This is a genomic window from Nitrospirota bacterium (genome assembly GCA_020851375.1).
GTDB lineage: Bacteria > Nitrospirota > 9FT-COMBO-42-15 > HDB-SIOI813 > HDB-SIOI813 > RBG-16-43-11.
The window spans coordinates 57456-80591 of the sequence record JADZCV010000005.1 but is presented as its reverse complement, the minus strand read 5'-3'; the positions used below and the strand labels follow the sequence as shown (position 1 = coordinate 80591).

Below are 23136 nucleotides of genomic sequence, written 5' to 3'. Positions count from 1 at the left end.
TTGTCATTTATTTCTTGTAAAACAGCCCCATGTACTCACCATATCCCTCTTTGCCCATGTCATCTTTGGGAATAAAGCGTAGGGCGGCGGAATTAATGCAGTAACGCTGACCGGTCGGCTGAGGTCCGTCAGGATAAATATGCCCGAGATGTGAGGAGGCATTGCTGCTCCTGCCCCCGGCTCAGCCCACTGCCAGTCTGTGCGCCCCTCCTATGTTGCCACAAAGCACACAATGTATTACCATGTCAAAAGATGAAGCATATAAAATTGACAATAGAAGAACAGGGAATACTGGAGAGTTATGAAAAAGGCGAGTGGGTTCCGGTCTAAGGATTACCTTATCAGACATATGCTTCAGGCATAATTCATATTTTTTTTGAATGGAAGGCTGATAGAGGCAAAATAAGGGTATTATTAAATATGGAAGATTCCACGGAAAAGATGGCAGGACGCATAGTCGTATTCCTCCTCGGTCAGGCGGGAATAAGCGTGTCCAGCCTCGAATCACTGAAATTTAAGTCTACCAAGAGTTCTCCCAACTATCCGGACGTCATTCCCTCGCAGTGGAGTATTACATCTTTTAAATCTGTAATCCATGACCATGAGACAGCGATTCATGTCAAGGCCTATCAGCCGGATATTATCGTATTCGAGGCATCTGTGGATGTTGGGGATATCCTGTCTGACTTTGTCTTTGACCTTAAGCGGGTATTGATTCAGGAAGGACAGAAGACGCTGAACCAGTATAAGTGCAATATGGACTTCTGCGAAGAATACAGTGTCTACTGTATATCTGAATACCAGGGAGACCCGGAGGCTTATATAGCAGCCTTTGGAGACAGGATAGTCAGTCACCTCAAGAATGAACGTTTCCATCTGGATGAGGAAGAAATCAGCGCTACACTTGCCTCTCATCTGAAATATGCGAGCGATGACGTGGCAATAGTGGACTGGGATGGAGCCTTTCTCTTCGACCATTCAGGGATGTTTGCAGAAAATATTGAGCTCTTCCAGATCGCTAATCTCGAGCTCCTGCGTTACCGGAGCCTCGATGACAGGGTTGATGACAGGCTGTCTGCAACGTTAAATCTCCAGAAGGGGAACTCCAGGACAATCCGTTCCTCCCGAAAGATAAAGACAAACCTCCTTGAGATCATGCAGATCAGAACTGAGTCTATCCTTGAAAGAGAGGCAGTGGAATATCCGATTAAACTAATTGGCGACTGGTATTCAGCAAAGTTGTATAGTCTTATATCAAAAAAATTTCACCTTGACACATGGAAGGAAAATATTGACAAGAAGCTGGATACAATTGAAGACATATACTCAATGGCAGCTCAGAACTTTGCCATATCTTCCAAGACAAGGGCCGAATTCTACCTCCTCGGCGGCTGGTTCATCCTTCTGATTGGCTGGACTGTCCTGCTGATCTTCGAGATATTAACGAAATAAACCAACATCGCCTGATGCGTTGACTATTTCACATGCGGATGCTAAAGTATACGTCTGTTTTGGACAATATCATATGTTAGATATAAGACTTATACGGGAAAATCCTTCAAAGGTTATGGAGGGATTCAGAAAAAGGGGTGAGACTGTTGATCTCGTAGCTATTATGAAGCTTGATGAAGACAGGATGTCTCTGCTTCGAAGGATCGAAGACCTCAGGTCTCAGAGAAACAGGAATTCGGATGAGATCGGAAGGCTCAAGAGGGAGGGTAAATCTGCTGACCTGTTGCTGGAGCAGATGAAAGGTGTCTCTGATGAAATCAAAAAGCTTGAGACGGACATACGGGGCATAGAAGAACAGGAACAGGAAATTTTATTGATCCTGCCAAACATCCCGCATGAGTCCGTACCGGTTGGTGAAAATGAACATGGGAATATAGAGATCCGGAACTGGGGAGAAATCCCTGAATTCAGTTTCGAACCAAAGCCTCACTGGGAAATAGGAGAAGACCTCGACATTATAGATTTTCAGCGTGCGACCAATATCGCAGGTGCAAGGTTTTCCCTGATGAAAGGCTCCGGCGCCCTGCTTGAACGGTCTCTGATCAACTTCATGCTTGATCTCCACACAAGGGAACATGGTTATAAAGAGGTTGTCCCTCCATTCATGGTGAACAGGAAGACAATGACAGGGACAGGACAGTTGCCGAAATTCGAGGAGGAACTCTTTAAGATTGAGCGTGACGGATACTATCTCATCCCGACCGCTGAGGTGCCGGTGACTAATATCCATCAGGGTGAGTTGTTGCAGGAAGAGGCGCTTCCTTTATATTATACAGCCTACACCCCCTGCTTCAGGAGAGAGGCAGGCTCCTATGGCAAGGATACGAGGGGGCTGATTAGACAGCATCAGTTCAACAAGGTAGAGCTGGTAAAATTCAGCAAACCGGAAGATTCTTATAATGAACTGGAGAAACTGACCAGTAATGCGGAAGAGGTTTTAAAGCGGCTTGGCCTCCCTTACAGAGTGGTCGCACTGTGCACCGGAGACATGGGGTTTTCATCTGCAAAGACATATGACATAGAAGTCTGGCTTCCCGGCCAGGGCACATACCGGGAGATATCGTCATGCAGTAATTTCGGGGACTTCCAGGCAAGGCGCGCTGACATAAGATACAAGACAATAAAGGGGAGAACCGAATATGTTCATACCTTAAACGGTTCAGGGCTTGCAGTCGGCAGGACACTTGTGGCAATATTAGAGAATTACCAGCAGGAAGACGGAACAGTGGTAATTCCAAATGCCCTGAGGAATTACATGGGAGGAGTGGAGCGGATAATCTGAGCCCAAAATTTCCTGGCAACTAAGAACGTCAGAAATGGCTTTCTACAAGGCGGACGACGAAGGAAACCGGAGGCGTACTATTAAGTACGCTGAGGATTTCCTAAGGAGTCCAACGCCGTAGAAAGACATTTATGGCGTTCGTAGCAAGGAGGGGTGGCCGAGTGGCTTAAGGCGGCGGTCTTGAAAACCGTTGTGTGATGAGCACCGTGGGTTCAAATCCTACCCCCTCCGCCAATTATGTTTGCAGAATACGTAGTTAGGAACGTAATTGTGTTTTCAGCAAGTTAGAACGTCAGAAATGCCTTTCTACAAGGCGGACGACGAAGGAAACCGGAGGCGTACTATTAAGTACGCTGAGGATTTCCTAAGGAGTCCAACGCCGTAGAAAGACATTTATGGCGTTCGTAGCCAAAGGAGAGGTGGCCGAGTCGGTCGAAGGCAGCTGCCTGCTAAGCAGTTGTAGGGCTAATAACTCTACCGTGGGTTCGAATCCCACCCTCTCCGCCAAGGAAATTGCATAGCAATTTCCACTGATAGCTAATAGCTTATAACTTATAGCTGAAAAAAGAAAAGCAATAGAGGAATATTTAGACAATATGAAATATAACAACAATTTAATCATTATTGCACTCTCTATCATTTTTCTGTTGAACCTTGGCGCATGCGCGAAGAAGGAGCAACCCCGGCCGCAGGCACCAGAACAGCAATCAATGCTTCCGGGACACAGCAATGTTCAGATGCCATCGGCAGGACAGATGAAGATCGTCATATCCGATGAGATAAAGGGTAAATGGAAGGTTGTTGTATTAACTGTAATGGACAAACAGACGATGAGTGGAAAGGATTACAATGTACCAATCGGCGGCAAGTTTACCATATCTGGCAGCAACATTGAGGTTCAGACCGGCACATTCCTGCCTGACTTTCAGATTACAGATAATGTCTATTCCACAGCTTCTGCCGAATTGAACAATCCGGCAATACAGGTCGAGGTAACAGAGGGCGGGAAAGAGATCTTCAAAGGTTGGTTATTCCAAAAATATCCAACTGTCCATCCATTCAAACACGAGCGTTTTTTTCTTTCACTAAAAGAACCTGTTTCTGCTTTGTAAAAGAGGTTACATGTGTCAGGCTTTCTCGTACTGCAGCATATAGAATGTGAAGACCTCGGCACAATTGCCGGCGTAATGTCAAAGAGAGGCATCGGATACAAGTATGTAAGACTCTTTGATGGTGAGACTGTCCCTCCTGACATAGGGAAATACTCCGGCATCATAATACTTGGCGGCCCCATGAATGTCTATGAGGAAGACAGGTACCCATTTCTTAAAGATGAGGACATCCTGATAAAAAAGGCTGTAAAAAGAGATTTGCCGGTACTCGGTATCTGCCTCGGCAGTCAATTAATAGCAAAAGCAACCGGTGCAAGAGTAACTAAAGGTACAAAAAAAGAGATAGGGTGGTACAAACTAAGTCTCACAGAAGACAGCAGGCAGGATAATCTCTTCAGTGCCCTTCCTGATGAACTTGTTGTATTCCAATGGCATGGAGACACCTTTGATATCCCGAAGGGCGCAACCAGGCTTGCCGGCTCAGGTCTATTTCCAAACCAGGCTTATCGTATAGGGAGAAGGACTTACGGCCTGCAGTTCCATTTCGAGGTGACAGAAAAAATGATAAACCGGTGGATTTCGGAATACAGGGATGAACTCTTAACACTTGATTATATCAATGCCGGCAGGATAATTTCAGGAACGCCAGAAAATATAGGTAATCTTAACCGCTGGGCCGGCCTCTTCTTTGATAAATTCTTTGAATAACGCCTGGCTAAAGAACATTTCTGCCATATCCGATAAACAATCTGAAACGTGGAAGACAATACAAAAAACTAAGAAAATCAGGGGCCGCAATGTTCAAACAGCTTCTCGAAGACCGTAAAGTGGATGAGGTATTTGTAGCAGATGAGCTTTATTGCAATTTCTGCGTTGAGCTGCATCAGACTAAAAAGCCAGGAAATGAAAACCCGGTTGTCCTCCCGCCATGCAACAAGTGTACAGGACTTATCTATGCGATGAAGTCCAAGATATACTTTGTGGTCAACTAAAGATTTACCATCTCTTCGACAATCTTAACAGCAGCCTCAACAGGATCTTTTGCATCGCGTATGGGCCGTCCAACAACGATATAGTCAGAACCAAGCCTTGCGGCATCTGCCGGTGTCACTACCCTCTTTTGATCATCTCCAGGAATAAGAGACCATGACGGTCTGACACCCGGAGCAACGATAATGAAATCTCTTCCGAGATTTTCTCTGATGATTGATATCTCGTGTCCCGAGCATACGATCCCGGCACAGCCCGATTCCTTTGCCATCTTTGCCCTGTGAATCACGAGATCTGTCAATGACACGCCGTCTCTCAGAAGCAGTATTTTTCTTAGATCTGCTTCCCCCTGGCTTGTCAGTACAGTAACTGCCAGGATCTTCACTTTATCAGACACGCTGCCAACAGCCGCATTTAATATACCAGGCCCGTCACTGCTGTGGACAGTAATGAACTCCACATCCTTAATATATGGCGTTTTAAGCGCCCTGCGTACAGTCTCAGGGATGTCGTGAAACTTCATATCAAGGAAGATCCTTCTGCCGCCGGCCTCAAGCACCCCCTTTATGGCATCCGGCCCAGCGCTGACAAACAGCTCCAGACCTATCTTGAATACATGAACATGGTCTCTTAAAAGGCTGACATATTTTAATGCCGAATTTAAGTCAGCAAAGTCGAGCGGAAAAATAAGCTGAGTTGACATAAACTGCAATATAACATATTTTCTTTCGAAAATCCCGCTTCAAATCCCCCCTCGCCCCCCTTTACTAAAGGGGGGAACTTTTTTCCCCTTTGAAAAGGAAACTATTTTTCCCCTTTGAAAAGGAAACTAATTTCCCCCTTTGAAAAAGGGGGATTAAGGGGGATTTTCATTGTCCTTTGTGAGCCAGGGAAGCAAGATGTCCATTGCCTGCAATTCAGGATTAATATATAATCGTCTCCATGTCAGAGGAGACCAAGAAAGCCGAGTTTCAGATATTTATCGTGTCCGATGCCACCGGCGAAACAGCCGAGACCGTTATGCTTGCCGCCCTGTCACAATTTAAAAAGAAGGACATGATAATAACACGCATCAGCAATGTAAGGACTGAAGAGCATATACGCAGTATTGTAAAAGACGCCGTCGAGTTAAAGGGGCTAATCGTGTACACCCTGGTCTCAGAACGGCTGAGGGATGCACTAAAAGAGGAGGCATATAATTGTGATGTCCCGACAATTGACATCATCGGTCCCATACTGGATACCCTCACCTCTTATCTGGGGAAATCCCCGCAGGCTAAACCTGGACTCATTCACAAAGTAGATGAATTGTATTTTAAGAGGATAGAGGCCATCGAGTTTACAGTTAAGCATGACGACGGACAGAACCTAAGGACTATCGGAGAGGCTGACATAGTGCTGGTAGGTGTCTCAAGAAGCACAAAGACCCCTCTGAGTGTTTACCTTGCAAAAGAGGGATGGAAGGTGGCCAATATCCCCATAGTCCTCGATATCCCCCTGCCTCATGAACTATTTTTCATAAACCAGAGCAAGATAGTAGGCCTTACCGTAGACCCGGAGAAACTATCCAATATACGGAAAGTCAGACTCAGACATTTAGGACAGGAACAATCAGCCTACGCCGACATTGACCACGTTTCACAGGAAGTAGTTTATTGCAAAAACATCTGCCGGAAAAGCAAGTGGCCTATCATAGATGTCACCAACAGGGCAGTTGAAGAGGTTGCAAGTGAAATCCTGACACTGATTATAGGGAAAGATAGACGGGTTGAGTAGAACTTCTTTACAAATGTTCAAGGAGATTTTTAAAAAACACTGACGTCTTTACATCCCCTTTGATCGTAAGCTTTCTTGAGAAAAAGAGGCTGTCTGCATCCGCCTTATGGCGTAACAACTTGACAAAGGTATCAAAGTCTCCCTGCAGCACGACGTCAGGTTTCCTGCTGCCATCATACATTACCGAGATTCTCCCGTCATTCACATAAAAGAGATAACTCCTGTCAATATCACTTGCATGCAGACGGAAAACCTTTCCGTTTATGTCTGCCAGTCTCTGACAGACACCGGGGTTACTATTGATTGTCCGGTCAATGATAATCTTAAATATGTGGTTGTGAAATGCCGCTGGCATAAGCCGCAGCAGATTCTTTACCCACATATTGCCAGCCCGGTTGTCCGTAGAACCAGCCATTACTAATACCCTCCGGTGCAAATCTTCGTAAATCTTCAAGTGCCTTCGACTTTGTAAGACTTCCTTCAATGACCCTGTTAAAGATGTCAATTATTTCTGACGTAGCAGTTGCATGCGGTATAATGCGCAGGAAACTCAGGCCCATGTCCTTAAATAATTCTATCTCCCCGATCATGCAAACCTTCTGCGCACTTACAATCTGTGTGCCGTTTATGTTATAAACAGGCTTCCTGTCCATAGTCTCAAGAGGCATCCCCTCAGGATATTTAATACAGGAGATTGCGCAATTTGACTTTGACATGCCAAGTGCACGCGCTGTGTAACACCTCCATGAAAATGCCAAAGGGAGATTCCCAAACGCTATTATCTCTTTCTCAACCTCCGGGACGTCAGATGAGATTGACTTAATAGCATCCATGCTCAGTTCCGGCATGAATACTATCCGTTTCACACCTATGGACGAGTAAAACCCTGCTGTCGGGGCATTGTATATGGCAAGATGAGGGCCGGCAACAGTCTCCTTCCCCTCACAGAAATTCAGGATGCCCATATTGTTGATCTCGACAGGTACAGGCAGCTTACACAGAGCCTCCGCAAGCTCAAGTTCTTCATTGTTCGTCATAAGGCCGAAAGTGGAAACAACCACCTCTTTACCTGCATCAGCAAGCATCCCGGCGATTGTCCTCAGAGTGTCAATGCCAAGTATGGCGCGCTTGCTGCACACCACTTCACCTATATAGACGGCAGAGACAGGAGTACCTGCAATCTCCTTATAAAAGGAGATTATCTTATTCTTTTCCCATAAGAATGGGATGGGACCAAGAGATAGTTTCACTCGAAAATACTCCTAAGTACCCGTCATTCCCACGGAAGTGGGAATCCAGAACCAGGCCTCGGTCTGGATTCCCGCTTTCGCGGGAATGACGTTTTCATTGCCCTTTGTGAGCCTCCGGCTAATGACGGCTCACTTGCCCTTGTAACACCCTGCACTCGGCGCGAGGCCTTCGAATAATGATTGCAGTTCCTCTCCCGCACCTGAGCCGGCCCTGGGAACCCCATTATCATAGTACCTGTCTACTGCCTCCCTGAATGTCCTGACTACCTTCTCTACGTACGTCCTGCTCCTCTGGCGGCCTTCAATCTTAATTGAATCTATGCCTGACCGTATAATCTCCGGCAGTATCTCAAGGACATTGAGTGATTCCGGATCCTGTATTGAGTAACCCAGCTCCCCTGTTGCCGTGTTATGATAACGCCCCTTGCATGGAGTCGGATATGCCATCTCCTCCATTGAAGAACATTTATTAAGAAGCACGCTTCCTGACAATATCTTCATGATGCCTTCGTCCTCATCCTCCTCAAAGTTGATAAACTTTGGATGAGAACATGCACCGTACGTATTGATTGATTCACTGGTAAGATATGAAGACAGGAAACACTGCCCCTCGCTGTTGATGCATAGAAGCCCAAGGGCAAATATCTCAAGCTCCACACTGGTTCGTTCCCGCAATGCCCTTATTTCTTCTATCGTCAGGACCCTCGGCAGCACAACTCTTTTTATTCCGAAGTGCCTGCGGCAGAACTCAATTGCGTGCGCATTCGAAGCGCTTGCCTGAACAGAGAGATGAAGCCTTTTGTCAGGATATTTTTCCCTGACATAGGAAAGGACAGCGATGTCAGATGCAATTACCGCATCAGCACCGTATTCATATGCCCTGTCAACTACCTGATATGCAAGTGGAAGTTCCCTCTGCTGAGGGTAGGCATTTACTGTAATGTAGACCCTGGATTTCCGGCTGTGGGCATATTTTATTGCCTTACAGACCTCGTCATCTGTAAAGTTCAGTGCAGGGAAGTTCCTGAGATTGGTATCCCCGGAGAAGCCCATATATACAGCATCAGCGCCATTGTCAACTGCGGCCTTAAGAGAAGGCAGGTTACCTGCAGGGGCACAGATCTCGATTTTTCTCACCTGAAGTCCTCATGCCGGGTCAGTGACCCCGCGTAACACGGTTATACAGTTAGTACCTTTAAAAACACAAGGACTACTATTATAACAATCATTACTATAAAAACAATAGAGACAATTACGCGGTGTTCAAGCTCCTTCTGATAAGAAAGGACATCCTGCATTATCTCCTTTGCGATAGTTATCGCTTCCTCTGTCTCCGTTGATACACCTGCCAGGTTGTGTGTATAAATCATATTATTGATCGTCTCAAGCCGGGTCCATCCCTGGACATATTTCACTTCCAGTGCATCAACGTTAAATCCGCTCTTTTTTATCCCATCAACGCCCTTTCTTGCCTCATCAAGCTTTTCATGGGCTGTCTTGATCAGGAGCTCAATATCCTTTGGCAAGTCCGTACTCTTAAGGCTTGTCAAATACACAGCCAATGCCTCAGCCTCCTTTTCAAGGAGATCAATCTTCGGCATCATTGAACCTGGAACAACCGATGATGGGTCTTTAAAGTGACTCTTGTGCCATTCAACAGTATGCAGAAGGACATTTCCCTCATTAGTCAGGTCCGGCCCAACGTTTCCGCCAGCGCCTGCTATCTTATGACAACCTGAACAGCCTTTCCTGTCATATATCTCCCTGCCTGTTGATATATGCTCATCAGTATTCAAAGGTTGTACATCTGCACAGACCTTATTACTGAAGAAAATAACAGCAGAGAAAGCAATTGATAAAATAATGACGACCCCGGCCGTCTTATCACCGCTGTCTGCTGACCTTCCGGCCATCATCATGAAATATGTCCCCATACAGTAAAAAGTGCGAATAACAGTGTCACAAATATGCCAAGGGCTATTGCAACCGGTCTTTTCCTGTACGCCCTGTCGGGATTCCTGTCAATAAACGGAATTGCGTACAGAAGGAAGATAAAGACGATCTCAAACACGACACCTATTGTCTTGGGAGCCCAGTCACCTAAAAACCTCAGGATATCCGCAACCTTTAAAAGCTGATAGGCGGCAAGGAAGAACCATTCAGGCTTGATATGTTCGGGAGTTGCAAGCGGATCAGCCTTTGGAAGCATTGGTGCAGGCGACATAAGGGTAATAATAGCAAGCAGGCCAATCATAAGAAATGCCCCGCCTATCTCCTTAAGTGCATGATTGGGCCAGAAGGGTATACTCCCCCCCTCTTCTTCATATACAGGTTCCAGAATATCCCTCGCAGAAATGACCCCTACGGGTGTACCGTCTTCTACAACTACGAGATGTCTTATATTACTTTGAGTCATCATCTCATTGGCATTCGCTACAGACGCATCTGAGTTGATGGAATAGAAGGGTGAACTCATCACATTTTCAGCAGGTGTTGTATAAGGATCAAGACCACCTGCCAGGACTTTTCTTGTCATGTCCACATCAGTGACTATTCCAACCAGGTTGTTATTCTTTCTGACAAGGACACTCCCGGTCTTTAACTCACGCATGATCTTAGTCGCGGCAATAACAGGCTCGTGCGCCTCTACCGCAACTATCTCCCTGCTCATTATCTTTTTGACCGGGATAAGAGGTATCATTTGATTATTTCCTGCTGTAAAAAATTACCTGGCCGGAAGAGGAAGTCTATGCAGATTTTATATTCTGGTCATTTGCATAAATAAGGATTGGTTTTGCTTTACCGGTAATTACATCCTCATTTACAATGCACTCATGAATGTCTGTCTGCGATGGGATGTCATACATAAGCTCGAGCATGACTTCTTCCAGAATTGCCCGTAATCCGCGCGCTCCGGTCTTGCGGGCAACGGCCTTTTTTGCTATCGCATTTACTGCGCTGTCTGTAAACCGCAGAGTCACTCTCTCAAGCGCAAACAATTTCTGGTACTGCCTTATAATGGCATTGCGCGGCTCTGTAAGCACTCTGATTAATGCATTGTGGTCGAGGTCTTCAAGTGTGGCAATAATAGGGAGACGGCCTATGAATTCAGGGATAAGCCCAATCTTCAGCAAGTCCTCTGTCTGGGCATGGGGAAGTATTTCCCCTGCCCTCAACTCCTGCCTGCTTTTTACGTCTGCACCAAACCCCATTGAAGACTTGCCAAGCCTGTTCTGAATTATGCCTTCAAGGCCGACAAACGTGCCGCCGCATATGAACAGGATATTCGAGGTATCTACCTGAACAAACTCCTGCTGAGGGTGTTTTCGCCCGCCCTGCGGAGGAACACTTGCGACAGTACCCTCTATAATCTTCAACAGCGCCTGCTGAACCCCCTCACCTGATACATCCCTTGTAATTGAAGGATTTTCACTCTTTCTGCTGATCTTGTCTATCTCATCTATATAGACAATTCCCCTTTCAGCCCTTTCAACATCATAGTCTGCTGCCTGAAGAAGCCGCAGTATGATATTCTCGACATCCTCCCCAACATATCCGGCCTCTGTCAGGGTGGTTGCATCAGCTATAGTAAACGGGACGTCAAGTATCCGTGCAAGCGTCTGGGCCAGCAGGGTCTTACCGGTTCCAGATGGACCTATAAGAAGTATATTTCCTTTCTGAAGCTCAACATCGGTCATTATCCGCACATCTGCAAAAAGCCTCTTATAGTGATTGTGCACAGCAACGGAAAGGATTTTCTTTGCCCGGTCCTGACCTACAACATAATTATCGAGGATGTCCTTAATCTCTGACGGCTTGGGGAGTTTTAACGGCTTCTGCCCCTTATCCTCTTCCCACTCCTCAGAAATAATGTCATTGCAAAGGTCTACACACTCGTTACAGATAAATACTGTCGGACCTGCTATAATCTTTCTAACCTCATTCCTGCTCTTTCCGCAGAATGAACAGCGTGCATCACCCTCTTTTGTCCTGTTTTGACTCATTAGATTCTTAACTCCTCTTTGGCGTTCTTTCTTTTATAACTTCGTTGATTATACCATAATTCTTTGCTTCATCACCAGACATAAAAAAATCCCTATCGGTGTCCTGCCGTATCCGCTCCAGGGACTGACCGGTGTGAAATGCAAGAATATTATTCAGGGATTCTTTCATCCTCAATATCTCTTTGGCATGGATCTCAATATCTGTAGCCTGCCCCTGAAAACCGCCCATAGGCTGGTGAATCATAATCCTTGCATTCGGCAGTGCATATCTCTTCCCGCTTGCACCGGCGGCAAGCAGCAGCGCTCCCATACTTGATGCCTGTCCAATGCATATAGTTGAGACATCAGGCTTTATATATTGCATCGTGTCGTAGATTGCAAGACCGGCAGTAACCACCCCCCCAGGACTGTTTATATAAAGATGAATATCCTTATCAGGATCATCAGCCTCCAGAAACAGGAGCTGGGCAATAATTATGTTAGACACATTGTCATCTATTGCTGAACCAACAAAGATAATCCTGTCCTTGAGGAGCCTTGAATAAATATCATAGGACCGCTCTCCCCTGCTCGTCTGCTCCACTACTATTGGCACTAACATATCGTCTTACCCTCCGTTCATGTCCATTTGACTTTTTCAAGGATATGGGCAATTACCTTGTCCTCACGAATCTTATCTTTCATATTATCCATGCCGCCTTCTACAGATGATATATAACGCCTTATTAATACCTCATCCTGCTGACTTTTCGCTGCCATCCTCTTTATCTCAGCATCCGCATCCTCATCAGTCGCATTAATCCCTTCAATCTCAGCTATTGCTGTGAGCAGAAGACCGCTCTTCACCAGCTCTTCAGCATGAGATGTATATTTCTCTCTAAGCGCCTTTTCTTCATCAGGTTCGAAATTATCCTTTTTACCCATGAATTTCTTTGTCCTTGAAAGAAAATTTCTCATCTCTTTTTCTACAAGCGAAGGCGGCAAGTCTACAGGATTCAATTCAATGAGCTTCTTTATGACACTGTTTCTATACTGAGACCTGAGTTCATCTTCCTTGCGCACCCTAACCCGCTCCCTGACCTTCTCCTTTAATACGGCGAGGGTCTCACCCTCACCTGCATCCTTTGCAAGGTCATCATTTATCTCCGGCAACACCTTCTTCTTTACCTCGGTAATCCTGACCTTAAACAATACATCTCCTTCAGGAATCTTAATCTCCCTTTCTTCCCCAGGGTGTGCACCGATGAGGCCGTTGTCAATCTCCGGAGCCACCATCTCTGCTCCGGTCTGAAACTCCACCCCTTCTTTCTTCAGCTCTTTTACCGGCTTCCCCCCTGCAAATCCCTCATAATCAACCCTGATATGATCCCCTTTGGCAATGGCATGCCCCTCATCGCAAATCTCCAATTGCGCATTCCTCTCCCTTATTTCCTCAATACCGGCGGCAACGTCTTCATCAGTTACCGTTGACTCCTCTTTTTTCAGCTCTATTCCCCCGTAATCAACACTCCCGATCTTCGGCCTTATCTCTACCGTTGCCGTAAATGTCAGCGGGCTCCCCTTTTTTACCTCCACATTATCTATACTCGGCATATCAACCGGCGTAACGCCGCTTTCTTTGATGGCCTTGAAATAATATTCAGGGACCAGCTTCTTGATTATTTCCGACTCGACGTCATCTTTGAATCTGCGTTCTATTACAGCAGCAGGCAACTTGCCCTTTCTAAACCCAGGCACCTTTGCGTTCTTACGCACATTGTCATATGCCTCTGAATATTCCTTTGATACCACGTCTGACGGCACTTCAATCTTGAATATACGTTTGATTTTTGAGACTTCTTCGATGTCAATCTTCATTTCTTTCTTTTTCCTCTCTTTGCTAAGATATTAAGTAAGACTTAAGACCGAGGGTAATCAGGGTTAGTACCATCAGACTTCAGTCTTATCACCTTCAGTCTTATCACCTTCAGCCTTTCTTCTCCCTGGTGCGAGAGGGGGGAGTTGAACCCCCATGGTTGCCCGCTGGATCCTAAGTCCAGTGCGTCTGCCAGTTCCGCCACTCTCGCGCGATTGTGTTGAAAAAGGCCCATCTGCGGCGTCAGGAGAGAAAATTTGAGCTTCAACGTACGACACAGTACGTCCTCAGCTCAAATTTTCTCTCCTTCCTTGCATCTGAACCTTTTTGAACACAATCGCAATCTGTTGGACAAAATTACATGAACTCTTCATGAACGCCCTGCAACGGACGAATTCGTAAAAGACCCATATGCAAGGCGCGCAAATCCTGAGGAATAAGGCGTACTTCTTTATGTACGCCGCAGTGACGAAGGATGCAGCGCAACGCCGCAGATGGGCTTTTTACGAATTCGTCACATGCTAATTTACTTGAATACATCAGGGGTTGTCAAGTATAATGCCATCCATGCCTGATATGAATATTGTAATAACCCTGCTGATAATGCTCTTTGCCATAATCCTCTTTTCTATAGAAGTGGTGCCTGTTGATATCGTATCTGTAATTGTTGTTCTCGCTCTGATCTTTTTCGGCCTGCTCTCGCCAGAGCAGGCATTTCTGGGATTCAGCAATACGGCCCTTGTAATGATTGGAAGCGTTCTTATCATGACTGCGGCGCTGGTCAGGAGCGGTGTTGCAGACAGGATTGCACACTATATCCTGAGATGGGCCGGACAAAGTCCGATACGCCTTCTCTGTATCTTCCTGATTACAGTCGGTATCATCTCATCATTTATAAACAATGTGGCTGCCACTGCCATTCTCCTGCCGTCATCAGTCAGCATTGCCAGGGTGGCAAAGATTAATCCTTCAAAACTACTGATGCCGTTATCCTTCGGATCAATGCTCGGAGGGATGTGCACACTGATCGGGACATCAACAAATATAGCAGTTTCAGAGGCTCTGCCTGCATATAATTTAGCGCCTTTCTCATTGTTTGAATTCACTCCCATCGGTCTTATCATTTTTCTGGGCGGATTGTCCTTTTTCATGACAATCGGGTATTTTATGCTTCCTGCAAGAGAAAAAGAAGAGGTAATGGAAGATTACGGCATAAGAGAATATCTTTCTGAACTCAAGATTCTGCCAGCTTCTCCACTTGTAGGAGTAAAGGTGTCTGAGGGGGCCTTTGGCAATATGCATGACATGTCAATAGTGGGCATTTACCGCAAAGGGCATAACATTTATATCCCTGGAGACCATTTTACCATTGAAAGCGGAGATTCACTCCTCGTTGTAGGGAGTATCGAAAACCTTGCAAAGGCAGGCCAGACAGATGGGGTCGAGATTAAATCCGGATTCAAGCATACGGGCAAAGACCTTGAACCCGGAGATGTGCGTATGGCAGAGGCAGTAATATCACCGGATTCACTTCTTGAAGGAAAGACCCTGAAAGACGTCAATTTCAGACATACTTACGGACTGTCTGCAATCGCACTCTACAGGCACGGCATATGCCTTCGGGAGAAAGTGGGAAGAGTCCACCTGCGTGTCGGAGATGTTCTTCTGCTGCAGGGAGAAAGAGACCGTATAAATGCACTTGGAGATGTACTGCGTCTGATCATAATCGGGGACGTTACCCCTGAGAAGTTCCGTGCAAATAAGGCAGGCATTGCGACAATCATCTTCCTTGCCAGCATTATTGCAGGAGTATCGGGTATAGTACCCATATCAGTCTCCTTCCTCACTGGAGCCGTACTAATGGTACTTGGCAAGTGCCTCTATGCAGATGAGGTATACAAATCTGTAAACTGGCATCTCCTTATACTGATTGGAGGGATGATATCACTTGGAATTGCTGTTGTACAGACAGGCACAGCGCAATTCCTTGCAGACATCATAACGAATGCTACAGCAGGATATGGCCCTTATGCCTTATTAGGCAGTTTCTTTATCCTGACAGTGATATTGACTCAGCCCATGTCTAACGTAGCTGCCGCACTCCTGGTCCTCCCGATTGCCATTCATGCTGCCGAAAACCTTGCAGTAAATCCAAGGACATTTGCTATCACCATAGCAATAGCCGCCTCCTGCTCGTTTATAACACCCCTTGAACCAGCCTCTGTCCTTATTTATGGCCCTGGAAGATACCGTTTTTTTGACTTCATAAGAGTAGGACTTCCCCTTACGATTGTTGTCTTTATTATTTCAATGTTGATGATACCTGTCTTATGGCCACTATAGTCTGAAGTTGGAAAGACCGAAGACTAAAGGTAATTGAGATTACCACCTTCAGTCTTCAGCCTTCAGCCTTCAGCCTGATTTTTATAAATTGTTATTGACAAACCTGGCACTCTTTGATAAATCCTTAAAGGATGGGAAAAGGAGACTTATGAAGATAAAAAAATCACTAAGTATCATCACTCTGACAGGAGTGCTTATCATCAATGCAGCTTCTTATAGTTTCAGCCAGCCTTCCGAAGGCAATCGCAACGGGGAGGTTAAGGAAGGCGACACATCTGTTTATACTATAATTAAAGGCGACACACTCTGGGACATTTCAGGGGATTTCCTGAAGAATCCATTCCTTTGGCCCAATATATGGGAGAATAATAAATACATAAAAAACCCTGACCTCATATTTCCAGGCAAAAAATTAATCATACCATCTGTTATTGTCACAGGACCTGAGTCTGGGCAAGAGGCAGCAACGGAAGAAGCGCCTGTTTCAGCAGCCGAAGCCACACTTCCTGAGCAGGCTGCAACTGAGCCAGGGGAAGAAGCCCCATTGCTCCTGCCACCGGATATTGCACAGCCTCATAAGAGAACTGCCGGACCAGCTGCGCCGTCTGTTGTGAAACCGGCCATAGCAGCCAATACAATCGAGGCTGGCGGACATATTATAAATAATATTGAAAGCTATGGGGTCATAAAGGGGACAAGGGAAGACAGGACTATCTTTGCGCAGGGAGACATCGTTTATCTGGACCTGTCAAAAGTCCATGCTAACAAGGTGTTATTGGGTCAAAAATTCACAATCTTCAGGACATCGGGGCCTGTTATTCATCCAATTACAAAGAAAACGTCAGGTTATCTCTTTACACCTATAGGGGTAGTTGAGATCAACAGGCTGCAGGGATATGATGCATCAGGAATGATAATAAGATCATACAACTATGCCTCAATCGGGGATCAGATACAGCCATATATCCCTGCTCAGCCGGTTAATGAAATCTCAAAGTCTTCCACAGAAATCGAGGGATATATAATTGAGGCACAGGAGAAGTCTGCCCTAAGCGCGCAATATAGCGTGGTTTATGTGGATAAAGGTGCGGCAGACGGCATTATACCCGGGACGATTCTCTATGTAACCGGAGACAGAAAAGATGATGTTATCGCTGAACTTCGGGTACTCTCAGTGCAGGATAACACCTCTGCTGCTTTTGTCAAAAAAAGTGCTGAACCATTTGGAACCGGCAGTAAGGTTACAACAGTAATAAAATAACAAACCCCTTTCAACCTTAATCACAAGCAGTCCGCTAAACCAGAAGTCACAGGGTCAATTACTATTTATGAACGAACACTATACATGGCTGGCGCTTGCGCATATATTATCTAACAAGTATTCACTATGCAGAAGGCTTATTGAAAGATTTTCCACACCTGAAAAGGTATTTGCATCCTCGTTTGAAGACCTGTGCAGCGTAGATGGTCTTACACCTTCAATGGCATGGGAAATAATATCAGTGCGGCATCCTTCTCCGGAAGTTGAGGATGAAATAAGCAGGATAAACAATGCCGGCATCAAATTTATTCACATCAACCATCCGGATTATCCAGACAGGTTAAAAGACATATATGATCCGCCGTTATATTTCTATATGAATGGTTCTGTAAGTCCTGACGATATAAATGCGCTGGCTATAGTTGGAACGAGGAATCCGTCACCTTATGGTAAAAAGGTATCAGAAATGCTCTCTGCAGAACTGTCATCTGCTGGTTTTACCATTGTGAGCGGCATGGCAAGAGGGATAGACAGCTCTGCACACAGGGCTGCCTTAAACGCAGGAGGAAGAAGTATTGCCGTATTGGGATGCGGGGCTGATATAGCCTATCCTCCTGAAAACGAAAAACTCATGCGCGAGATCACAGGGAACGGGGCAGTAATCTCAGAGTTTCCCATCGGCACATTGCCTGATAAAAGAAACTTCCCTCAAAGAAACAGGATTATAAGCGGCATCTCCCTTGGGGTCATAGTCGTAGAGGCAGCGGAAAAAAGCGGCTCTCTCATCACTGCGAGATTTGCATTGGAGCAGGGCCGGGAAATATTTGCCATACCCGGGAATATCAACTCACCTTTAAGCAGTGGGACGAATAATCTTATTCAGCAGGGGGCAAAGGCTGTCACGAATGTCAATGATATACTGGAGGAATTTGATCAATTGTTGACGCTCAGGCCAAAACATGGTATCAACAGTATGCCTGTGAAACATAAATCCATGTCAGAGGAAGAAAAAAATATTTACAGGGTCTTAACACTTGAACCAAAACATATTGATCAGGTAATTACAGAGTGTGGAATTGAGACGCGTAAGGTGACACAACTTTTATTAAATCTTGAACTTAGCGGCCTGATAGAACAACTGCCCGGAAGTTGTTATACAAGGTCAACCCTGAATTAAGGAGAAAAAAGAATGGCAAAACCGTTAATCATCGTAGAATCCCCGGCAAAGGCGAGGACAATTACAAAGTATCTTGGCAAAGCCTACAATGTAATGGCCTCGGTTGGTCATGTCAGGGACCTCCCAACGAGCAAACTGGGGGTAGACATAGAAAATGATTTTACACCCCATTATATAACTATAAAAGGAAAGGGCAAGATACTCACAGAGATAAAAAAGGCCGCAGGATCTGCCTCCAAAGTCTTCCTTGGCCCTGACCCTGACCGTGAGGGTGAGGCTATTGCGTGGCATATAGCTGAAGAGCTTCGTGATAAAGACGATAGTATCTACCGTGTAATGTTTCATGAAATAACGGAAAAGGCAATCAAAGAGGCGCTCAGCAATCCAGGCAGGATTGACACAAATAAGGTTAATGCCCAGCAGGCACGCCGCATACTGGACCGCATAGTCGGTTACAAGCTAAGCCCACTATTGTGGGAAAAGGTGCGCCGCGGGCTCAGCGCAGGACGGGTCCAGTCAGTGGCAGTACGCCTGATATGCGACCTTGAGAAGGAGATAAGTCAGTTTGTATCTGAAGAATACTGGTCTCTTACTGCAACATTAGAGGGAAAAGTCCCGCCGCCTTTTAAAACACGATTAATCAAGTACCGCGGTGAAGATATCAGGATATCTGACCAGCAGGAGGCCGAACGCATCAAGGGCATTCTTTCAGGCAGTGACTACATCGTCAAAACGATTGACAGGAAGGAAAGGAAAAAGAACCCGCAGCCGCCATTTACAACAAGCAAGCTCCAGCAGGAAGCTGCCAGAAAATTAAGATTTACTGCCAAGAAAACAATGCTGATTGCCCAGAAATTGTATGAGGGTATGGAAATAGGTTCAGAGGGGCCTGTCGGACTAATAACATACATGAGAACAGACTCCGTCCGCATATCTGCTGATGCACAGGGTGAGGCGCGCAAATACATAAAAGAGAGTTTTGGCGGTGACTACCTGCCTGCTAAAGGAATTGAATATAAAAATAAGAAAGGGATTCAGGACGCACACGAGGCAATAAGGCCTACATCCGTATTTCGGGCCCCTGAAGAGATCAAAGAGTATGTTGATAAGGATACTTATAACCTCTACAGGCTCATATGGAACAGATTTGTTGCATGCCAGATGAACCCGGCGCTTCTTGACATAACTGCTATAGACATCCAGGCAGGAGATTATCTGCTGCGCGCCACAGGCTCAGTAATCAAATTTCCAGGTTTTATGAAACTGTATGAGGAAGGGCTGGACGATGCGGCTCAGGCCCAGGAAGGAGAAGAAGGTGATTTGCTGCCGTCTGTAGCCGAAGGAGAACGGCTGAATCTCCTCCTTATAGAACCAAAACAGCACTTTACCCAGCCGCCTGCACGCTACACAGAGGCCTCCCTGATTAAAATCCTTGAAGAGAAGGGGATCGGCAGGCCAAGCACATATGCGGCCATCCTCTCAACAATTCAGGACCGTAAATATGTAGAGAAGAAAGAAGGGAGATTCCACCCTACTGATCTTGGCGTCCTTGTCAATGACATGCTTGTAGAGCATTTTCCTGAACTGATAGACGTTATGTTCACGGCAAAGATGGAAGACGAACTCGATGAGATAGAAGAAGGACATTATGAGTGGCGGCAGGCTGTAGGTGACTTCTACCGTCCCTTTGACCAGCACCTTGAAAAGGCGCGAAAAGAGATGCGCAATGTCAAGGTAGAAGAGACCCCGACTGACATCAAGTGCGAGAAGTGTGGCAATGTAATGGTCATAAAGTGGGGCAAACTGGGACACTTCCTCGCCTGTTCCGGCTACCCTGAATGTAAAAACACCATGAACTTCAAAAAAGGTGATGATGGCACAATAGAGGCCATGAAGGAAGAGACAACAGGTGAAAACTGCCCTCAGTGCGGATCCCCAATGGTAATTAAGAGCGGGCGATTCGGGAGATTCTTTGCATGCTCAAATTATCCTGAATGCAAGACTACCAGGCCCATAACTACCGGTATAGCATGCCCCCAGGAGGGATGCGGCGGCGAGTTGACAGAAAAACGGAGCAAACGCGGAAAGGTCTTCTACTCATGCACAAAATACCCTTCCTGCAAATTCGCCATGTGGGACAAGCCGGTGCCGAGGCAATGCCCTCAGTGCGGCGCACCATTTCTGGCTGAGAAGTTTTCCCGTGGAAGCAGCAAAATATACTGTATAAAAAAAGAGTGCGGATACAAGGAAGAATGAAACCGGAACTTGTGATTATTGGAGGCGGGCTTTCCGGCTCTGAAGCTGCCTGGCAGGCTGCAGAGAGAGGTATAAAGGTGCTTCTGTACGAGATGCGTCCCGGGAAAATGACTGAAGCCCACAAAACAGGAGACCTGGCAGAACTTGTCTGCAGCAACTCCCTGAAATCCAGCGCTATGACAAATGCGCACGGCTTACTCAAGGAAGAACTCCGGATGCTGAACTCCATTATTTTGACTCTGGCTGATAAAAACAGGGTGCCTGCAGGCTCTGCCCTTGCAGTAGACCGCTCTGCCTTCTCGAGGATGGTAAGTGACCACATTGCGTCTCATCCCAACATAAGGGTTATCAGGGAAGAGGTCTCCATGCCTTCATTTGAGATACCTGCAATAATTGCAACAGGCCCTCTTACATCTGAAAAAATGTCAAATGCGCTGTCTGAGATCATCGAAGAAGATTTTATATATTTCTATGATGCAATCTCCCCTATCATAAGCAGTGACAGCATAAATGAGGATGTTACATTCAGGGCTTCACGATATAACAAGAGCGGCGGCGATTACATTAATTGTCCCCTCAATAAAGAGGAATATGAGCAGTTTTATCAGGCGCTGGTTTCAGCAGACAAGACAGTGGCAAGGTGTTTTGAGAAGGCGGCTTATTTTGAGGGATGTATGCCGGTAGAGGCCATGGCAGAACGCGGAAGGGACACACTGCTGTTCGGCCCCATGAAACCTGTGGGACTGAAAAATCCCGCTGACGACAGAGAACCATACGCAGTGATCCAGCTTCGCCAGGAAGACACACACGGACAGGCTTTTAACATGGTAGGTTTTCAAACAAGGCTCAGGTGGCCGGAACAGAAAAAGGTTTTCAGGTTGATTCCCGGCCTTGAGAATGCCGAATTTTTACGTTATGGGAGTCTTCACAGAAATACCTATGTAAATTCTCCCCGGCTCCTTGACACATCCCTGAGATTAAAGAAGAGAGAGAACGTATATCTGACAGGACAGTTAACAGGCGTCGAGGGTTATACTGAATCAACCGCAATGGGTATTGTCGCCGGATTGTCTTCTGTAATGCACATCAGGGGGGAGGAGTTTGTACCTCCTCCGGCAACAACCTGCATTGGCGCACTGCTCAACTACATCACGGCAGACGGGGTGTCAGGGTTTCAGCCAATGAACATCAACTGGGGACTCATTCCGCCACTGCAGAAAAAGATCAGGGACAGGGATCAGAACAGGATAAAACTTGGCGAGAGGTCATTCAGGGATATTGAGAAGTGGAAAAAACAGATAAAGATCTGAAATCTAAAACCATAGAAGAATTTATCAGACACATCTCCTCAGAAAAGAATTTCTCAGGGCATACCGTGAGAAATTACCTTTCAGACTTATCACAATTTCATGACTTCTTACTCGGAATCTCAAAAAAAGAATCACTGACGCCTGAGGATTTAAGGAAGGTTGACCATATAATGATCAGGGCTTATCTATCATCCCTGCATGAAAAAGGCATGTCGAGGTCATCGGTTGCAAGGAAGATTTCCACTATCAGGACATTTTTTAATTTCCTGTGCAGGGAAGGGATTCTGGATAATAATCCCGGTAAACTTGTATCAACACCAAAGAGGGGCAGGACGCTTCCCAGGTTTTTATCCGTTGATGAGGCAGTCCGGCTGATAGGAGCGCCTGAAGGCAGCGGCAGAATGTCATCAAGAGACAGGGCTATACTCGAAACCTTCTACTCTGCAGGCCTGAGGATTGGAGAAATCACATCTATGGACCTCGATGACCTTAATCTATCCGACGGACTTATAAAGGTCAAAGGAAAGGGACGCAAGGAGAGGATCGTACCGGTAGGACAGAAGGCTATTGAAGCCATTAAGGAATACATTGTCAGTCACCACTCATCAAACAGCAGAAAGCATTCAAAAACCCCCCCCCCTTTAGTAAAGGGGGGTAAGGGGGGATTTGAACCTGAATTCTCAAATGAAAAAGGCTATCCCCTGTTCTTAAATAAATATGGCAGGAGAATCACCACAAGGAGTGTCCACAGGATTGTGGTTAAATACAAAAAGATGAGCGGCTTATGGGATATGACACCGCACTCCCTTCGTCACTCCTTTGCAACACACATGCTCGAAGGAGGCGCTGACCTCCGTTCCGTGCAGGAAATGCTCGGCCACGCCAGCCTCTCGACAACTCAGAGATATACTCACGTCAGTATGGACAAACTGATGGAGGTATATGATAATGCACATCCGAGGGGAAAGAAGCAATGAGCAATGAGTATTGCAAGGGGGCTGAGTGGAA

Annotated in this window: 22 protein-coding genes and 3 tRNA genes; 14 read left to right on the top strand and 11 right to left on the bottom strand. The window is 46.0% G+C overall.

Features of this window, described 5'->3' with window-relative positions:
- Positions 1 to 7: 7 nt before the first annotated feature.
- Complete coding sequence (locus tag IT393_01370) at positions 8 to 139, bottom strand: peptide-methionine (R)-S-oxide reductase (GenBank protein MCC7201300.1); 132 nt, start codon at positions 137 to 139, stop codon at positions 8 to 10.
- A gap of 281 nt (positions 140 to 420) precedes the next feature.
- Between IT393_01370 and IT393_01365 the strand changes: the two genes are divergently transcribed.
- From IT393_01365 to IT393_01335, 7 genes are all read left to right on the top strand, one after another.
- Positions 421 to 1452 carry a hypothetical protein gene (locus IT393_01365; GenBank protein ID MCC7201299.1) on the top strand — a complete coding sequence of 344 codons (1032 nt, stop codon included), beginning with the start codon at positions 421 to 423 and terminating at the stop codon, positions 1450 to 1452.
- 73 nt (positions 1453 to 1525) lie between these two features.
- Positions 1526 to 2794 carry a serine--tRNA ligase gene (serS, locus tag IT393_01360; protein ID MCC7201298.1) on the top strand — a complete coding sequence of 423 codons (1269 nt, stop codon included), beginning with the start codon at positions 1526 to 1528 and terminating at the stop codon, positions 2792 to 2794.
- A gap of 147 nt (positions 2795 to 2941) precedes the next feature.
- Positions 2942 to 3028 (top strand) — tRNA-Ser (locus IT393_01355).
- Positions 3029 to 3207: 179 nt separating this feature from the next.
- A tRNA-Ser gene (locus IT393_01350) sits at positions 3208 to 3301 on the top strand.
- 89 nt (positions 3302 to 3390) lie between these two features.
- The gene (locus IT393_01345) at positions 3391 to 3906 is read left to right on the top strand and encodes a DUF2155 domain-containing protein (protein ID MCC7201297.1); all 516 of its coding nucleotides are present in this window, start codon (positions 3391 to 3393) and stop codon (positions 3904 to 3906) included.
- Positions 3907 to 3918: 12 nt separating this feature from the next.
- A complete protein-coding gene (locus IT393_01340) occupies positions 3919 to 4614 on the top strand; it encodes a type 1 glutamine amidotransferase (GenBank protein MCC7201296.1) in 696 nt (231 codons plus the stop codon).
- Between the two features lie 89 nt (positions 4615 to 4703).
- Positions 4704 to 4898 carry a hypothetical protein gene (locus IT393_01335; GenBank protein MCC7201295.1) on the top strand — a complete coding sequence of 65 codons (195 nt, stop codon included), beginning with the start codon at positions 4704 to 4706 and terminating at the stop codon, positions 4896 to 4898.
- Here the strand turns inward: IT393_01335 and pyrF are convergent.
- On the bottom strand, positions 4895 to 5599 hold the full coding sequence (gene pyrF / locus IT393_01330; protein MCC7201294.1) for an orotidine-5'-phosphate decarboxylase: 705 nt from the start codon (positions 5597 to 5599) through the stop codon (positions 4895 to 4897). The genes IT393_01335 and pyrF overlap by 4 nt on opposite strands.
- A 239-nt stretch (positions 5600 to 5838) precedes the next feature.
- Between pyrF and IT393_01325 the strand changes: the two genes are divergently transcribed.
- Positions 5839 to 6672 (top strand): kinase/pyrophosphorylase, encoded by an 834-nt coding sequence (locus IT393_01325; protein ID MCC7201293.1) that lies wholly within the window; start codon positions 5839 to 5841, stop codon positions 6670 to 6672.
- 7 nt (positions 6673 to 6679) lie between these two features.
- On the opposite strand, the gene IT393_01320 is transcribed toward IT393_01325, so the two are convergent.
- From IT393_01320 to IT393_01280, 9 genes are all read right to left on the bottom strand, one after another.
- Positions 6680 to 7027, bottom strand: coding sequence for an SCP2 sterol-binding domain-containing protein (locus IT393_01320; protein ID MCC7201292.1), 348 nt, complete (start codon positions 7025 to 7027; stop codon positions 6680 to 6682).
- A complete protein-coding gene (locus IT393_01315) occupies positions 6996 to 7922 on the bottom strand; it encodes a U32 family peptidase (protein ID MCC7201291.1) in 927 nt (308 codons plus the stop codon). Before IT393_01315 ends, IT393_01320 begins: the two co-directional genes overlap by 32 nt.
- Before the next feature lie 129 nt (positions 7923 to 8051).
- Positions 8052 to 9059, bottom strand: coding sequence for a U32 family peptidase (locus IT393_01310; protein ID MCC7201290.1), 1008 nt, complete (start codon positions 9057 to 9059; stop codon positions 8052 to 8054).
- A gap of 41 nt (positions 9060 to 9100) precedes the next feature.
- Positions 9101 to 9856 carry a cbb3-type cytochrome c oxidase subunit II gene (locus IT393_01305; GenBank protein MCC7201289.1) on the bottom strand — a complete coding sequence of 252 codons (756 nt, stop codon included), beginning with the start codon at positions 9854 to 9856 and terminating at the stop codon, positions 9101 to 9103.
- Positions 9838 to 10623, bottom strand: a complete 786-nt coding sequence (locus IT393_01300) for a CBS domain-containing protein (GenBank protein ID MCC7201288.1) — start codon at positions 10621 to 10623, stop codon at positions 9838 to 9840. The genes IT393_01305 and IT393_01300 overlap by 19 nt, the downstream gene beginning before the upstream one ends.
- Before the next feature lie 46 nt (positions 10624 to 10669).
- Positions 10670 to 11926, bottom strand: a complete 1257-nt coding sequence (gene clpX / locus IT393_01295; GenBank protein MCC7201287.1) for an ATP-dependent Clp protease ATP-binding subunit ClpX — start codon at positions 11924 to 11926, stop codon at positions 10670 to 10672.
- A gap of 7 nt (positions 11927 to 11933) precedes the next feature.
- Positions 11934 to 12527, bottom strand: coding sequence for an ATP-dependent Clp endopeptidase proteolytic subunit ClpP (clpP, locus tag IT393_01290; GenBank protein ID MCC7201286.1), 594 nt, complete (start codon positions 12525 to 12527; stop codon positions 11934 to 11936).
- Positions 12528 to 12544: 17 nt separating this feature from the next.
- Positions 12545 to 13783, bottom strand: coding sequence for a trigger factor (tig, locus tag IT393_01285; GenBank protein MCC7201285.1), 1239 nt, complete (start codon positions 13781 to 13783; stop codon positions 12545 to 12547).
- A gap of 126 nt (positions 13784 to 13909) precedes the next feature.
- Positions 13910 to 13992: transfer RNA gene (locus IT393_01280), tRNA-Leu, on the bottom strand.
- A gap of 356 nt (positions 13993 to 14348) precedes the next feature.
- Here IT393_01280 and IT393_01275 point away from each other — a divergent pair.
- The 6 genes from IT393_01275 (at position 14349) to IT393_01250 (ending at position 23105) form a co-directional block, all read left to right on the top strand.
- A complete protein-coding gene (locus IT393_01275; protein ID MCC7201284.1) occupies positions 14349 to 16124 on the top strand; it encodes an SLC13 family permease in 1776 nt (591 codons plus the stop codon).
- Between the two features lie 148 nt (positions 16125 to 16272).
- On the top strand, positions 16273 to 17385 hold the full coding sequence (locus IT393_01270; protein MCC7201283.1) for a LysM peptidoglycan-binding domain-containing protein: 1113 nt from the start codon (positions 16273 to 16275) through the stop codon (positions 17383 to 17385).
- Between the two features lie 67 nt (positions 17386 to 17452).
- Entirely contained in the window at positions 17453 to 18562 is a 1110-nt protein-coding gene (gene dprA / locus IT393_01265) for a DNA-protecting protein DprA (protein MCC7201282.1), read from the top strand.
- A gap of 12 nt (positions 18563 to 18574) precedes the next feature.
- Complete coding sequence (gene topA, locus IT393_01260; protein ID MCC7201281.1) at positions 18575 to 20818, top strand: type I DNA topoisomerase; 2244 nt, start codon at positions 18575 to 18577, stop codon at positions 20816 to 20818.
- On the top strand, positions 20815 to 22128 hold the full coding sequence (trmFO, locus tag IT393_01255; protein ID MCC7201280.1) for a methylenetetrahydrofolate--tRNA-(uracil(54)-C(5))-methyltransferase (FADH(2)-oxidizing) TrmFO: 1314 nt from the start codon (positions 20815 to 20817) through the stop codon (positions 22126 to 22128). Before topA ends, trmFO begins: the two co-directional genes overlap by 4 nt.
- Positions 22125 to 23105, top strand: a complete 981-nt coding sequence (locus tag IT393_01250; protein MCC7201279.1) for a tyrosine recombinase XerC — start codon at positions 22125 to 22127, stop codon at positions 23103 to 23105. Before trmFO ends, IT393_01250 begins: the two co-directional genes overlap by 4 nt.
- Positions 23106 to 23136 lie beyond the last annotated feature (31 nt).

Excerpts from the sequence above, each read along its gene's own strand:
- dprA (MCC7201282.1), top strand. The coding sequence starts at position 17,453 with ATGAACGAACACTATACATGGCTGGCGCTTGCGCATATATTATCTAAC.
- IT393_01365 (MCC7201299.1), top strand. The coding sequence starts at position 421 with ATGGAAGATTCCACGGAAAAGATGGCAGGACGCATAGTCGTATTCCTC.
- IT393_01325 (MCC7201293.1), top strand. The coding sequence starts at position 5,839 with ATGTCAGAGGAGACCAAGAAAGCCGAGTTTCAGATATTTATCGTGTCC.
- IT393_01335 (MCC7201295.1), top strand. The coding sequence starts at position 4,704 with ATGTTCAAACAGCTTCTCGAAGACCGTAAAGTGGATGAGGTATTTGTA.
- pyrF (MCC7201294.1), bottom strand. The coding sequence starts at position 5,599 with ATGTCAACTCAGCTTATTTTTCCGCTCGACTTTGCTGACTTAAATTCG.
- IT393_01300 (MCC7201288.1), bottom strand. The coding sequence starts at position 10,623 with ATGATACCTCTTATCCCGGTCAAAAAGATAATGAGCAGGGAGATAGTT.
- IT393_01270 (MCC7201283.1), top strand. The coding sequence starts at position 16,273 with ATGAAGATAAAAAAATCACTAAGTATCATCACTCTGACAGGAGTGCTT.
- IT393_01320 (MCC7201292.1), bottom strand. The coding sequence starts at position 7,027 with ATGCCAGCGGCATTTCACAACCACATATTTAAGATTATCATTGACCGG.
- IT393_01275 (MCC7201284.1), top strand. The coding sequence starts at position 14,349 with ATGCCTGATATGAATATTGTAATAACCCTGCTGATAATGCTCTTTGCC.
- topA (MCC7201281.1), top strand. The coding sequence starts at position 18,575 with ATGGCAAAACCGTTAATCATCGTAGAATCCCCGGCAAAGGCGAGGACA.
- tig (MCC7201285.1), bottom strand. The coding sequence starts at position 13,783 with ATGAAGATTGACATCGAAGAAGTCTCAAAAATCAAACGTATATTCAAG.
- IT393_01305 (MCC7201289.1), bottom strand. The coding sequence starts at position 9,856 with ATGGGGACATATTTCATGATGATGGCCGGAAGGTCAGCAGACAGCGGT.
- IT393_01345 (MCC7201297.1), top strand. The coding sequence starts at position 3,391 with ATGAAATATAACAACAATTTAATCATTATTGCACTCTCTATCATTTTT.
- clpX (MCC7201287.1), bottom strand. The coding sequence starts at position 11,926 with ATGAGTCAAAACAGGACAAAAGAGGGTGATGCACGCTGTTCATTCTGC.
- clpP (MCC7201286.1), bottom strand. The coding sequence starts at position 12,527 with ATGTTAGTGCCAATAGTAGTGGAGCAGACGAGCAGGGGAGAGCGGTCC.
- serS (MCC7201298.1), top strand. The coding sequence starts at position 1,526 with ATGTTAGATATAAGACTTATACGGGAAAATCCTTCAAAGGTTATGGAG.
- trmFO (MCC7201280.1), top strand. The coding sequence starts at position 20,815 with ATGAAACCGGAACTTGTGATTATTGGAGGCGGGCTTTCCGGCTCTGAA.